The following is a 14,554-nucleotide window of genomic DNA, read 5'->3' as shown; positions in this document are numbered from 1 at the left end:
TGTTCCTCCTGACATTACCCGCTACTGCAACGTCAATAGCGGGTAATATCACTGTTTATAAGCCTGCCAGACTGACCATCTGCTTGCGCAACTCGACGATATCCAGATTGTTATCAAACTGAACATCTGAAAAACGCACCGCTTTGTCTTTGGCGACATCTTTCACCAGACGAACGTGATGCGCTAATCCCATAGGTAACAGATCCTGCGCCACGCTGATGTTAGCAGGCAGAGCATTGGCCCAGACGGTAAACCCACCTTCGCCATCCAACATTTCGCCCGCTTTGAGGTCTCGTTTAGCCGTTGCGACAGCATCACCCCGGAAGCTTAAAGCCGAACCGGTGGCTTCATTACGCAGCACCGCAGAGAGAATACTGATGCTGGTTTCAAGGCCAATGAGATGGAAAGGGCGCCACATAGAGGCATACCAGCCACTGGGATCGGTCAACAGTCCGTACTGTTTAAAACAGGCGCGGCTGTATTCATCCCGGGCTTTAAAGGTGACAAATACGCCATAGCGAATGTTGTTCAGTACCTCCCTGCCATCAGGCTCCTGGCTGGCAGCAATATCCACCAGACCGCTACGGCTCAGTCGCCCACCGTCAGACTCAGGTGAGAAGACCCGCGCCAGGTCATGCACACCGGCTGGAGGGAAGGCCAGTCCGTTATCAGGACAATCCAGTCCGGTAGCGTTGGCCACCGCCGCCATTTCAATTGCCGCTTTGGTGCCGTCGGTGAAGGAATTGTACATCTTTGGATTAAAGTCTCCGGCCGCCACTTCTTCTTCGCTCCAGCCGAAAAATCCCCATACTGTATCCGGAGTAGAATAGCGATAGCGTGGTTCAAAGTTCATGCCTTTGCCAGCCGCAACAATTTCAAATCCACAGGCTTTGGCCCAATCCACCAGCTCACAAATAATGGCGGGTTGATCGCCGTACGCCATGCTGTAAATCACACCATTTTGACGTGCACGCTCAGCGATTAACGGGCCACACAGCACATCGGCCTCAACGTTTACCATCACCACATGCTTGCCATGTTCAACCGCATGGAGTGCATGACGCGTTCCCGCCAGCGGATGTCCAGTGGCTTCAACAATGCAATCGATCTGCTCGCAGCGGAACAGTTTTTCCGCATCCTCAACCACACAGGTTGAACCTTCACGTAACGCAGCCTCGATAGTTTGTGCCTGATACTGAGATTCAGGCCAGCCCACGCGCGCCAGAGCTGCACGGGCTTTACTCACGTCAAGATCGGCAATGGCGACCACCTGTAAACCGTCCAGATGGCGCAGTTGGGCAAGAACCATCGACCCAAATTTACCTGCGCCAATGATGCCAACCCGGATCGGTTGTGCTGCACCTGATTTCACGGCACAGGCACGCTCAGCTAACAGTGCTGCTAAGTTCATTTTCTACTCCTTGACAGGGTTTGATGCGTGGGATTTAACGCCAGCCAGCGACCTGACGGCGACTTTTACTCAGGAGATAAATCAGTAGCGGCGAGAACAGCACCAGAATCGATAACAGATAGAGGCCGTTTTGTGATTTACCGGTAAGAGAAATAGTGAGACCCACCAGGAAAGGGCCAAAGAAACCGCCAACATTCCCGATAGAGTTGATGAGCGCCAGGCCACCCGCAGAACCCTGGCTGGTAAGGAAGGAGGCGGGCAGAGTATAAAACGTCGGTACACATGCCAGCATACCAACAGTCGAAAGCGTCAATCCCAGCATGGATATGACGGGAGAATCGCTGATAGCTGCGACCACGAAACCAACAGAAAACAGCAGCGAAGGCAGAATGAAATGCCAGGTGCGCTCGTTGGTTTTGTCAGAATGATTTGACCACCAGCACATCACCACGGCACCCACGATATAGGGAATAGTGCCAAGCAGTCCTACCACCGTGTCTGAATAGTCGAAGCGTTTAATAAACTGCGGCATCCAGAAACCGAGACCGGTTAAGCCAATGACCGTAAAAAAGTAAGCCAGACCTAAGATCCACACCCGACGGTCTTTGAACATCGCTTTCAAGCCAGAGTGGCCCACCGCTAATGTTGCCTGCTGCTCTTTTTCCATCAGCTCCTGATAGGCCTGACGTTCCTCAGGCTTAAGCCAGGAAGCTTTAGCCGGTTTATCCGTGAGGTAAAGAAAAACGATGACCGACAAAATTACCGGCGGACATCCTTCAATTAAAAACAGCCACTGCCAGCTTTCCAGCCCACCCACATCATGGAAATTGTCGAGAATATATCCTGATAAAGGATTGGCAATAATAGCGGCCAGCGGTACACCTAAATAGTAAATTGAGAAAACCCTGGCCAGCTCTTTTTTGGGAAACCATGTGGTGAGATAAAAAACAATACCAGGCGCCAGACCTGCTTCGGCTACACCTAATAAGAATCGCAGGATACTGAGACTCACCACACCTTGCGCGAACGCCATCGCCATCGAAATCACACCCCAGGTGATCATGATCCTGGCTAACCAGAAGCGTGCACCATAACGTTCCAGCAGAACATTGCTGGGAATTTCAAACAGGATGTAGCCAAAAGAGAAAATGCCGACAGCGAAGCCAAAATGCTCAGGCGTTAACCCTAAAGACTGGTTCATGGTTAATGCCGCCATGCCGATATTAGAACGATCAATAAACGCCAGCAGATACATCATCAGGATCAGCGGCATTAAGCGCATCCGGGCTTTTTTGATCGCGCCACTGGCCAGTGATGATATTTCTGGCTGAGGATGATCCGGCATCACATCAATGCCGACCAGTGAATTATCGTACTCTTCTACGTGTTTCATGATGTATCCCAGTAGAGTTATAACCCCCGGAAATATCACGGAAAATGCATATATACCGCGACGCCTGAGTCGAAAAGTAAAACGTTTTACTTTTTGCAAGTTTTACGACAGAGCGGTCAACAGTCAAGGGATGAAAGCGTGAAGTTAAAAAATTGTGACTGAGTTAACGCATAGCACTCGCCACGGGTAAAGCGCCTGTCACAAGGACTAAAATGACTCCGCTGAGGTTTCGACAGCGGCAATTATTACGTTGAGTTTTGGCTGCTCTGACGCATTGGCTTTGTAAAGGGCGGCAATCACTCGCCGCCGGTATCCTGACGAGTGAAGGGAGGGGTGTACCCGCGATATCACCTGTGATGAAGACAGATATCCGTATAGCTAACTTCACTGTTATTTAACATAATCTATATTTTGCGCATTTAAATCTCTGGCATATTTCATTCTTCTTTCCAGACAGCAACACCCGTTCAACCAGCCCTCAGCAGCAGTTGCCGCCAGACAAAACATGCCATCACTCCGACGTCACCACTCATCCGCGGCTCTCGAAAGCTACGGCCACGCATACTAAAAAGCCTCCTCTGTTTAAGACTCTGTGCCGCACAGCCATCATTCATATTTTTTGATAAAGCAAAGCAATAAACACGGATTTTCATTGTCAGGCCTGTTCTCTATTATTCATTCCATCGAGGCACAACGCCTCACAATCTAAAAATCAACTTCAGGAACTGACCATGAAAAACTTCAAAAAATTCGTTGTTGTCGCTGTGCTGGCCTTCATCTCATCAGCAAGTTTTGCGCAGACCGTAACCGCGACAGCCTCCACGCTGGATGGTGCGGAAGCACAAATTGCGGCCCGGGCAAAAATGGCCGGTGCGGATTACAGCATTACTGAGGCGTACAGTGGGAATCAGGTTCATATGACCGCGCGACTGATTAAATAATCATGGTCGCAAAAGGATTTGCCAGAAAGGGCTGCCGTCAGGCGGCCTTTTCTGGTTTTGCGGGTTGCTGAAGCGGTATAGAAATTCCACGGCGGATAGGCCTCAGCCAGAGTCTGGCTGCCCGTCACTGTGCCGTTTAAAGGGCTGCCGCAGCGACTGTTTTGTACAGAATCACGTCAGACCTGCGCGTAAAGAGATCCGCGTTTATTTAACTGCAAAATCTCTGAAAGCCACCAGCTGACGTGACAGGAATTGACGGGTAGATTCATCGGTCAGGATGCCGTCTGTAACCTTATCACTCACTTCACCAATGATAGCCTCCGGCTTGTTGAGGATACGGGCATCGAAGTAGCCGAGGATCTGTCGCAAATGCAGTTGCGCCCTTACCCCACCCAGCTTGCCGGGCGAAGCTGACTGAATCAGTACCGGTTTACCGGCGATCGGCTGAGGTGATACCCGGGACAGCCAGTCGAGGGCATTTTTGAGCACGCCCGGAATCGAATGGTTGTATTCCGGTGTAATGATAATCAGCCCGTCGGCTTTGAAAATCGCCTCAGCCATCGCCAGCACTTCAGTTGGAAATCCTGCTGCTTCGGTGTCCTGGCTGTAATGCGGGAATGAACCTGGCGATCCTAACGGCTCAAAAGTGACGCCTTCAGGTCCCAGTTCCGGTAGCGCGGCTGCAGTGGCGGCATTAAATGAACCGGCTCGCAGGCTGCAGGTTAGCGTGACAAACTTCAGGGCAGTATTCATGGTGATCCTCATTATTCAGTAAACAACGGCACAATCAGAACTGATAAACCAGACCGACGGCCAGAATATCATCGGTGGATACGCCGGCCTGTTGAGAAAATTCGCTGTTATCAATCAGGTTGAGTTTGTAATCGACGTACGCCAGCATATTGCGGTTAAACAGGTAGGAGCCGCCAAAGTCGATGAACTTCACCAAATCCTGACTACCGTAGACGCGGCCATTACCTGCCGCGCCAAGGTCTTTTGCCCGGGACTGGCTATAGGCGATAAAAGGAACCCAGCCGGTATCAAAGGTATATTGCGCAAACAGTTCGATGATATCTGACCGGTTAGCGTAGCCATAAATCCCGGTTGCACTGCTGCTGCCAAACCGCGAGGCATTGAATGCCTGCGTATACATCACCGCCAGATAGAGGTTGTGGGCGTCATATTTAAGCGACGCAGAGTAAGCTTCCGCTTTGTCGCCCTCCCCCATAATTCCGGCGTCACTGTTCTGGGCAGCGGTACGACCAGAACGGGTTAACGCTCCCACCGCTTTAAAACCTGCGCCAAAGGAATATGAGGCAGAGACGCCGTATCCCTCACCATTCTGACGCAACACATCCCGTGTACCCGATTCACCAGTGCCGCTATTTTTCCCCTGATACTGCAGGGCAAAATCCAGACCGTTCACCAGGCCAAAGAAATCGGTGTTGCGATAAGTGGCCAGGCTGTTTCCTCGCCGAAACATAAACTGATCGGTGTTATAGGTTTGCGCATCAAACTCGGGCTGCATGTCAGTCAGGCTCAGCGCGTCATACAACACGCCGACATTGCGGCCATAATCAAATGACCCGTAGCGACCGACCTTAATACCGGCAAAACCGAGGCGGGTGAACAGACTGTTGCTGTCACTTTCTGACTGGTTAGTGTTGAACTGACCCTGCCACTGGCCATAGCCAGTGATCTGCTCAGCGATCTGGCTTTGTCCTTTAAAACCTATTCGCATATAAGACTGATCGCCATCCTGGCTTTTGTCATCACTTATATAACGGAGTCCGGAAACCAGACCATACAGGTCAATCTTATTCCCGTGGTTATTATAAATTTCAGCGGCAGACACTGGCAGGGTTAAAAAAAGACAAGACGTCATTAGCGCCAGATAATTCGCTTTCATTTATTCCTCATAGCCTGTTAAGACCACTTATCGGCCTCGTCAGACAGGTTCACGACGCCGCTGATTGCTTAATGTCAGGGCAATAATTTCCACAACAGGAGACCAGGGATTATCAGGCGCGAACGGGGAAAAGAGAAGTTATACAAAGGGATAGGTATACCAATGGATAATAGCTAAAACGGCACATCTGTTTTTTGCCGTTCGCCCAGACCCTTTTCACTGCAGCAGGATATAAAACGCAGGATGTTCAAATTAACTGATTTACTTCAGCATAATCTCTCTGTTTCAAAGTGGGTCCTGAACGCATAACATTCATCTCGACGACACCGGTTATCGCCGTGCTGAATATCAGCGCAAAGATAAGGTGTTGAGAAAATGAAAGTGAGTTTTACACCCGCGCCATCAACAGGTCCGCAGTGCGGATAAATAATACCGCCGCCGGTCTGCCGGCAATTAAATGAGATAATTACCGTGAATATGCTGAAAACCTGGGTTGTGCTGATCGTTGTTGGCCTGTTTTTGCTGATTTTAAAGAAATACGCCAGGCCTGCGGGATGAGGACGGTGATAAACCGGCTCGCGAAGGTGGGCGAACCCGGCCGTTCAGCCTGCCCGCCCACCCTGCCCGGTTCTGCGCTCAACACAACGGGAGCGCACTCAGGCAGTCGTCTCTTTTCCTTCTAAGGGCAATGTGAACCAGAACAGGCTGCCGCCCTGCGGACGGTTTTCTGCGCGTAGCTCACCGCCGTGACGTTTAATAATCTCATTGCTGATGGTCAGCCCCATGCCCATCCCTTCCGCTTTGGTGGTGTAAAACGAGTCGAATATTTTTCCGATCACCGTATCAGACAGACCCGCGCCGTTATCAGCAACCTCGATGCGAATCACCTTAGCGGAAGGATGTGAAGAGGCGATGCGTAAATGACGCGCACCGATGTTATCGGCCATCGCTTCAATTGCATTGATCACCAGGTTGAGCAGCACCTGTTGTATCTGAACGCTTTCACAGAAAACATTGTCGTTATCTGCCGCCAGATCCAGCTCCAGTGAGACAAACCGACGTTCCAGCTCCAGACGCGACAGAACGATAATATCGCGGGTAATCAGGTGCAATTTTGCCGGCGCAACTTCGGCAACCTGATTCCGCGTCAGCGCCTGCAGTCCGCGAATAATATCGCCAGCCCGCCGGCCTTCCCGGATGATCTCATCAAGACTGTGACTGGCATTTTCCAGATTCGCCGGATCACGTTTAAGCCAGCGCTGGCTGGCACCGGCATTGGCCACGATTGACATCAGTGGCTGATTAATCTCATGGGCAATGGAAGAGGTAAGCTGGCCAACGGTGGTTGCCCGCGCGACGCGAGCCAGTTCCGCCTGAGCGATGCGCACCGCATCTTCCGACTGGCGCTGAGCCGTGATATCGGTGAGCGTGCCAAAATATTCGGCCACTTCTGGCCAGTTTTCATTGGGCTCGCCGATGCCTTTGATGTAGCGGCATTCACCGTCATCGCGAATGATACGAAACTCAGCCTGCATCACCGTCCCTTTTCGCACACTGGTCTCGATCAACTCCCTCAGGCAGAGTATGTCATCCGGATGAACGCGACGCTGAAACTCCACCATTGAGGTGCTTGCCTGCTCCTGTGGCAGTCCCATAATGCGTTTATATTCATCGGAGATGTACTGAATATCCGGTTCAAGATGCCAGTGCCAGGTGCCGGTATGACTGATTTTCTCGCCGAGCATTAAAGAGGTCTGGCTGGCACGCAGCTGCTTCTCAATTTTGCGGCGTTGAATATTCTCATCAACCAGCTCGGCGTACAGGCGAGCTGTCTCAAGTGATACCGCAGCCTGCGCTCCCAGCATTGAAACGATCCGCGAGTGATCGGCGGTAAATACGTCTGGCATCAGGCGGTTTTCCAGATAAAGCACACCTACCATCTGCGCCTGTCTGAACATCGGGACACACATTACCGCCGCGCCGGAGGCAACCAGATAGTTATCCTGACTGAAGGGGCTGAATACCTCTGGCTTACCGGTACGGATCTCCTGCCCGGTACGGATCACCGCAGACAGCACTGACAGCGGCAGATCGGTGGCGACCGGCAACTCACGTACGATTTTGACCTTAACGCCGTCGACGGTGGTCGAAGCCCTTGCCTGGATTTCCGGGATATTGCCGTCGGCCAGTCGAATCAGCATGCAGTGCTGGGCACCGGCACGCTCCACCAGCATCATCATCAGCACATGAATAAGCCGGTCCAGATTAATCTCTTCGGTGAGCGCTCGCATCACCGTCACCATACTTTGTAAATCGCCGATCACCGCACTTTGCTCAAACGGAACGGTACTCAGCGCGGTCTGCGTTGCCTGGCTGGCCAGCGCCGGATGCTGCATCTCCAGCTGGCGAACCTTAGCCCCGGCTCCCCAGCGATCCCAGGCGGCGATGGCCCCTTTAATGTAGGCATCGCCAGCAAACGTCATATTACTGGCATAGGCCATCCGTGCAGCCAGTTCGCAGGTCAGCCCGTTAATATGATGAAACTGCCCTTCGCGTGACAACACGATCGCCTTTTCAAATTGCTCAAACGCCGGTGCGGTTTTCCCTTCCAGACGCAGCCACTCGGCGCGCAGCAGCGCCTCTTTATCGGCGAACGTTTTGCTGTTTTCGTTTGACCAGGTCACGATCCTGTCGAGGTGCTGCTTCAGCTGCAGTCGTAACTTATCCGTCATCGCTCCGGTTTTAAGCGGCACGGTCAGCGAAAGCGCGCTGTAGAGATGATAATCGAGCATATGCACATGCCCCGGTATACGTGCGGTGAACGGTTCGGCCTGCTTAAACCATGCCTCTGCCGCCGCATACTCACTGGCAAAGAAGTGGGCCATCGCTTTATAAAGCCGGGACCAGAACTGCATCAGGTAGATAGGTTCAACCGCATGTTCAGGTTTAACCACCGCCAGCACCGGCGGCTGAAAGTCATCACCGGTGAAGATAGTGCTGCGCGGCTTGCGCAGGAAAAGGACGTAGTCCAGCTGCATCCCGAGGATCACTTCCACGTCGCGGTATTGTGCCTTTCTGACAAACTGCATGCCTCGCGCAATCGAGGTGTGTACGCCATCAAGATGATCGCCGCGCGCCAGATAATTCATGACGATGTGCCGCAGTGCCAGACACGCCGACGTCCGGTCGCCGGTTTCAACCCCCACGTCAAAGGTGGCCTTCGCCCGCTCGATGGCATAGGTTAGCGGCATCGTCCAGATACTGACCTGATCGAGCGGGAGCAGCGTCCGGGCTTTAAAGCTGACAAAGTCATGCTTATAGACCAGCTCGCGCGCCAGCAGCGTGCTGGCAAAGCCGCGGCTGTACTCATCATACTGGTCGCCGCACACCACGCCATACCACGAGAGCGCCAGCGTCGAGGCGCCACTTAGCCCACGCTCCATTGTCAGGTGCAGCAGCTGGCACAGGATCATAAAGTGCAGTCGCGGATTGATGAAGGCAGCAAATGTACTGGCGCTGGCCAGCAGATTCATCACCGCTTCGGTATTTTTACAGTCGACCCGGGCCAGCGAACGGAAGCGGGCATAGGGATTTTTCCCCACCGCCTCCTTCAGCTTCACTCTGGCCGCATCGCACTCCGCCTGGTCCGGATGACGGTTCAGATGAATGCCAAACACCGCCAGCCAGGCGAGCGCGGTCTCCAGCGCCAGCTTACTGTCCGACTGACGCATATGAATTTCAGCAATCAGGCACGCCGCACCGGCTTTATCGGCGGCGTCGCCGGGTGAAGACTGGACCCGGGAGCTTAAGGTCAGTGCGGCGGGCAGATTGCCATTAAGAAATTCGCATTCCGCCTCTTCCAGCAGAAATTCGCTGCTTCCGGCATCACCGGCACCGTCGTGCAATACCCGGGCGGTCTGCAAATAGCGCAGCGCAGAGAGATAATCGCCGGTGGTTTTTGCCCGCCGGCTGGCGCTGAGCAACAGCTGGCAGAACGGCCCGGTTTCATATCGGAGGAGCGTAAGCTTTTTAACCGCCAGCAGGTGATGCGCCGCCCGGAACAGCACCGCATTGGTGATATCGTGCTGCGATTGATGCATGTAAAAGCGTGCCGCGGCGCAATGGAAAGCATCTTTATCTGCATCCGGCAGAAGATTAAGCGCCGCCTCATGCACGCTGTCATGCATAAAGGCGTAGCCCTCCTCATTGCGGGTGACCAGCCTGGCCGTCACCGCTGGCAACAGTATCGCCTCTATCTCCGCGCTGGAGACGGCAAGAATCTGGCTCAGGACCTGCAACTCGCCGGCACTGCCCAGCAATGCCAGCTTACCCAGCATATGCCGGGCCGTCAGCGGTAGCGAGGCGAGGTGCAGCAGCACGCTGGCCGCGACGTTAGCGGTGTAGTGGCTGTTTTTAAGCGCCTCTGCATCGTAGGTCCATCTGAACGGCGCATGGTGGGTAATCAATCCCTGCTGCACCGCCTGGCGGAAAAAGTTATGAGTGGCGAGCGGATTACCGCCGGTTTTTTCGTGGATGACCCGTGCCAGCTCAGCCGTTGCCGAACTGCGGGTATGAAACTGCCCCGCCAGCCAACCCGCAATACTCTTTTCCGACAGCGGCTCGGGCGTGATCGCCATAATGCGCGGGGTGCTCGCGCAGAGCTGGTTCAGATTACCCGCAATGAGCGGACAGGGTAACGAGGTGATATCCCGGTGCGCGATCACCAGCAGCAGCGGGATCTCTTCACCCTGACTCAGCAGATTTTGCAGCAACAGCAGCGTCGCCTGATCGGCCCAGTGGCCATCATCAATAAGAATAACCAGCGGCCGCCCCTGGGCCGTAAACGCTTTAACCAGGCTACAGGCAACCAGATTAAAGCGATTTTTCGCATCAAGCGTATGCGAGTGCGGCAGAACCGCCGCTTTCTGATTAAGCAATATTCCCAGTTCTGGCACCAGGTTTACCGCCAGTCCGGCATAGGCACCGAGCAACCGTGAAATATGTGCTTTCCACTGGGCCATTTCTTCAGCGGGCAGACCCAGCACGTGCAGGGTCAGCGTCCTGAAGGCTGCAGTAAAAACCGTATAGGGTAACACCGGCGCATGCTGATCGACTTTCACCAAGGTGAGCAAGGTTTTCCGGGTGCGCAGCAGTTTGAGCGCGGAGGCAATCAGGGAGGATTTCCCGGCACCGGCAGCACCACTGATGGTCACCAGGCTGTGTTTGCCGCTGTTGCTGACCTCATCCAACGCCGCCAGGATCCTGCTGGCCTGCGGATGATCGCTACACAGCGAATCAGCAGACAGACTGGCGGCAGGTGAATCCTGCAGTCCCAGCGTAAACGGCTCAATCATGCCATCCGGCTGCAGCGTGGCCGCACAGCGACGAAGATCGGCCAGCAGCCCATCGGCGGTCTGATAACGGTACTCCGGCGATTTGGCCAGCAGTCGCAGGATGATGGAGGAGAGGATCACCGGCACGTCAGGACGCAGCAGATGAGGCGGCAATGCTTCCGAGGCGATGTGATGGTGCACCCACTCCGCGTGGCCGCCCTCAATGCTGCCATAAGGCAGTCTGCCGGTCAGCAGCTCATAAAGCACAATGCCGAGACTGTACAAATCACTGACGTGACTCACCTGATGGGCTGAACGGGAGGTATGTTCTGGCGACATATAGGCAAGAGTACCGCCCGTTACAGGCAGGCGCTGCTGCTCCGGCAGCGGATTATGCAGCGAGGAGAGCCCAAAGCCCCCGAGATAAACGCCATCCTCATCGCTCAGAAAGAAGTTTGCCGGTTTGATATCACCGTGCACCAGTCCCTGTTGATGTAGCTGGCTCAGCGTACTGCACAGCATCGCGGCAGATTTGAGAAACTCAGAGAGGGGGCCAGGCGGCATGCACAGCACATCCGTCAGGGTGCGATAATCAAAGGCGGGATAAACCAGCGCATAGCGTCCCTGGTAATGGGTGTGCCATTGCGGTTTCAGCGCCCAGCTTTCCGCTAACCGGTCACGAAGGGCATATTCATTTTTCAGCAGCTGCGTGACATGAAAGACCGACGCTTCATTGCCTGCGGTCGCCAGCACAAAGGTGTCACCGGAGGTGGTGTGCCGGCACAGCAGCCAGTCGATATTGCCCTCCTGCGCCAGCGGGCTGAAGAGAATATCCTCTGATAGTGCGATTTCATCGTTTTCTGCTGAATGTAACGCCTGCGGATTAGTACTCATTGGCGGGCAGCCCTTGAGGAGAATTCCTGTCGGATATGTTCAAACAACGTATCAATTTCGATCGGCTTTGGCAAAAAGGCAATCGCCCCCAGGTTGATGGCATACCGCAACATGGTGTCGTCACCGTTGCCGGAAATGATAATCCCCGGCGGATTTTCAATGCGCTGGGTCAGGTTGATAAACAGCTCAAACCCATTCATCCCCTTCAGTTGCACATCAATGATAAAAAGCGCGGCACTCGCTATCGCGGCTTCATCACCAAGCAGAGATTCTGCCGACTCGAAGGCATTGGTCAGATAGCCCTCAGACTGGAGCAGGTTGGTCAGACCACTACGAACAGAACGTTCATCATCGATGACGACAATACGCTGCGACAGCTGCATGCTGTTTTCCTTAAATAAAGCTCAGGCCTGTGTCAGGCACGTCCGTAGCAGGATTTGTCACCTGAGAACGGTGGAGAGTTGCCGATGTCAGCGGAAGAGCCGTGACGAAACGGCTGGCGGTTCATTCCGCTTGCCGTCCGCCTTTGCTGGGCAGCAGAGCCGGTCACGAGCGCGGATTGGTCAGCTGAATCAAACCGATCCGCCCTGAGGCCAGCCGCTTTCGCGTTGCGCAACGGTCTGGCGCCATTGTAAGAACCTTTTTTTCTTCGGACTATTATCTTTAGGTATAACTATACCGACCCGGACTGTCTGTCTGGCTGACGCCGGGTTACCGGAAAATCGCATGCATCAGTTTTTTTGATTTACTTCAGCATATTTTCGGGATTTTCATCGCCGCCTTTCCTGCGTAATCTTCACTCCATCGAGGCAGTCCGCCTCACAAACACAGATTAACGCCGGGAAAATCGCCATGAAAAACGTCAAAAAATTCGCTGCAGTCTTCGTTCTGTCACTGATTTCAACCACCAGCTTCGCGCAGACGGTGACAGCCACTGCCTCCACGCTCGACGCAGCCGAAGCGCAGATCGCCGCCAGAGCGAAAATGGCGGGTGCCAGCTACAGCATTACGGAAGCCTACAGCGGCAATCAGGTGCACATGACTGCCCGCCTGACTAAATAATCCCTGCTTCTGCACCAGGGCTGCCCGCGGGCAGCCCTTTGCTGTTCAGCTTTTTGTTGTGATTACTGACTCAGTGTCAGTGATAGCGGGCATCAGACGCTGGCCAATGACGCTTTCAATGACCATGGCTGCCTGCAAAATAGCTGCATCCTGGCCCGGCGCGGCGTATACCGTAACGCCGAACGGCAAGCCTGCCGAATCTGCGCCTGCGGGTATCGCCACCACCGGCGCGCCCGCTTTTCCGGTGCATTTTGCCGCTGCCGACATCGGCGACAGCAGCACATCTGCCGGTCCGGCGTTCAGCGCAGCCAGAATGCCGGCATTCAGGCTGAGGGCAATGTCCTGCCGCCGATCGTCAATATAGGCTGATGAGCGAAGATCCGGCGCGGCATCCGTCGCTTCAAGCAGAGACTGACCATAGGGAATGCTCTGCGGATGTGCGCTGTTCCACGCGATAATGTCCTGCAGAGAGCGCATGCCGCACGGCTTAAGCGCCGTAAGCAGGCTGTTAAGACCGGCACGAAACTCCGCGCGAAAAACGCATGAGCGCACGCCATTCAGCTGTTCTGCCGAAGGCAGATCGCAGGGATCGACAATCACCGCCCCCGCCTGGGCCAGGGCGTGCAGCAGGCGTTCAAACACTGCCTCGCGGTCGGGCGTCAGCACCGTGTCGGCGATAAAGCGCCGCGGGATGCCGATTCGCAGCCCCTGCAGGCTTTGATTACCCCGGGTTTCAGCCGGAAAAACGGTAAGCGTGGCGGTATCTTTGATATCCGCCCCGCCGATCGCCTGATAAACCAGCTGCGCGTCATCAACGGTCCGGGTAAGCGGACCGGGCGAATCCTGACTGGCAACCAGCGGAATAAAGCCGTGACGACTGACGCGGCCCACCGTGGGTTTAAAGCCGACGACCGCACTGTGAACCGCCGGAGCCTGAATCGAATTTTGTGTTTCCGAGCCAATAGCAAAACCGCAAAAACCGGCTGCCACCGCGGCCGCCGACCCGACGCTGGAACCCATTCCCCGATCGTATCGCCCGCCCAGCGGATGCCGCACCACACCGCCCGCTCCGCTAAACTCAGCGGGCATGGTTTCGGCAACGAAGTCGGCAAATTCGGTCAGGTTAGTTTTACCCAGCAGTACAGCGCCCGCCTCGCGAAGACGCGCCACAACCGTCGCTTCATAAGGCGGGATAAACTCTGCCAGCGCACTGGCACCTGCCGAGGCAAAGCTGCCGTCGAGGGTAAACGCATTATCTTTGATCAGATAAGGCACGCCATGCAGCGGTCCTGCCGCCTGACCGGCAGCCAGCGCGGCATCGGCACGTCGCGCCTCTTCCCGCGCCAGACGGGATACCGTTCTGACGCAGTTAATGCCCTCTTTACCCTGATCTAATCGCTCAATACGATCCAGGTACCATTCGGTAGCTTCAAGCGCGCTGATTTCACCCGCCGCAATCGCCGCACCGATCGCCCGTGCTGAGCCCGAAGCCAGCAATGCTGTTCTCTCTTTCATTATAAATTCCGCCCATTCCGCGCGAACACGAGGTGCGCAGTACTTTTCCCGCCCTCAGGATGAGGCGGCTGAGATCATCCTGCCACGGGACGGGCC

The 14,554-nt window shown here is 54.5% G+C and carries 9 protein-coding genes; 2 read left to right on the top strand and 7 right to left on the bottom strand.

Annotated features, from left to right (window positions below; genetic code table 11):
- Positions 1-55 precede the first annotated feature (55 nt).
- On the bottom strand, positions 56-1,411 hold the full coding sequence (locus AABB92_RS20835) for an NAD(P)H-dependent oxidoreductase (RefSeq protein WP_031377937.1): 1,356 nt from the start codon (positions 1,409-1,411) through the stop codon (positions 56-58).
- A gap of 34 nt (positions 1,412-1,445) precedes the next feature.
- Positions 1,446-2,804 carry an MFS transporter gene (locus AABB92_RS20830; protein ID WP_082097626.1) on the bottom strand — a complete coding sequence of 453 codons (1,359 nt, stop codon included), beginning with the start codon at positions 2,802-2,804 and terminating at the stop codon, positions 1,446-1,448.
- A 731-nt stretch (positions 2,805-3,535) separates the two neighbouring features.
- Here AABB92_RS20830 and AABB92_RS20825 point away from each other — a divergent pair.
- Positions 3,536-3,745: a YdgH/BhsA/McbA family protein gene (locus AABB92_RS20825; protein WP_031377939.1), complete on the top strand. Its 210-nt coding sequence runs from the start codon at positions 3,536-3,538 to the stop codon at positions 3,743-3,745.
- A gap of 204 nt (positions 3,746-3,949) precedes the next feature.
- Here AABB92_RS20825 and AABB92_RS20820 read toward each other — a convergent pair whose 3' ends face one another.
- The 4 genes from AABB92_RS20820 to AABB92_RS20805 all read right to left on the bottom strand — a co-directional run bounded on the left by AABB92_RS20820 (position 3,950) and on the right by AABB92_RS20805 (position 12,264).
- Entirely contained in the window at positions 3,950-4,498 is a 549-nt protein-coding gene (locus tag AABB92_RS20820) for an NADPH-dependent FMN reductase (protein ID WP_031377940.1), read from the bottom strand.
- Between the two features lie 34 nt (positions 4,499-4,532).
- Complete coding sequence (locus tag AABB92_RS20815; RefSeq protein WP_031377941.1) at positions 4,533-5,654, bottom strand: porin; 1,122 nt, start codon at positions 5,652-5,654, stop codon at positions 4,533-4,535.
- 656 nt (positions 5,655-6,310) lie between these two features.
- Positions 6,311-11,881, bottom strand: a complete 5,571-nt coding sequence (locus tag AABB92_RS20810; protein ID WP_046289406.1) for an ATP-binding sensor histidine kinase — start codon at positions 11,879-11,881, stop codon at positions 6,311-6,313.
- Complete coding sequence (locus tag AABB92_RS20805; RefSeq protein ID WP_031377942.1) at positions 11,878-12,264, bottom strand: response regulator; 387 nt, start codon at positions 12,262-12,264, stop codon at positions 11,878-11,880. Before AABB92_RS20805 ends, AABB92_RS20810 begins: the two co-directional genes overlap by 4 nt.
- A gap of 469 nt (positions 12,265-12,733) precedes the next feature.
- Here AABB92_RS20805 and AABB92_RS20800 point away from each other — a divergent pair, with 469 nt between their 5' ends.
- Positions 12,734-12,943 (top strand): YdgH/BhsA/McbA-like domain containing protein, encoded by a 210-nt coding sequence (locus AABB92_RS20800; RefSeq protein ID WP_031377943.1) that lies wholly within the window; start codon positions 12,734-12,736, stop codon positions 12,941-12,943.
- Positions 12,944-12,988: 45 nt separating this feature from the next.
- On the opposite strand, the gene AABB92_RS20795 is transcribed toward AABB92_RS20800, so the two are convergent.
- Complete coding sequence (locus AABB92_RS20795) at positions 12,989-14,458, bottom strand: amidase family protein (RefSeq protein ID WP_046289405.1); 1,470 nt, start codon at positions 14,456-14,458, stop codon at positions 12,989-12,991.
- Positions 14,459-14,554: the final 96 nt, after the last annotated feature.

The organism is Pantoea brenneri, assembly GCF_038594305.1.
Classification (GTDB): domain Bacteria; phylum Pseudomonadota; class Gammaproteobacteria; order Enterobacterales; family Enterobacteriaceae; genus Pantoea; species Pantoea brenneri.
The sequence above is the reverse complement of the archived record's forward strand: the minus strand, read 5'-3'. Positions and strand labels throughout refer to the sequence as shown.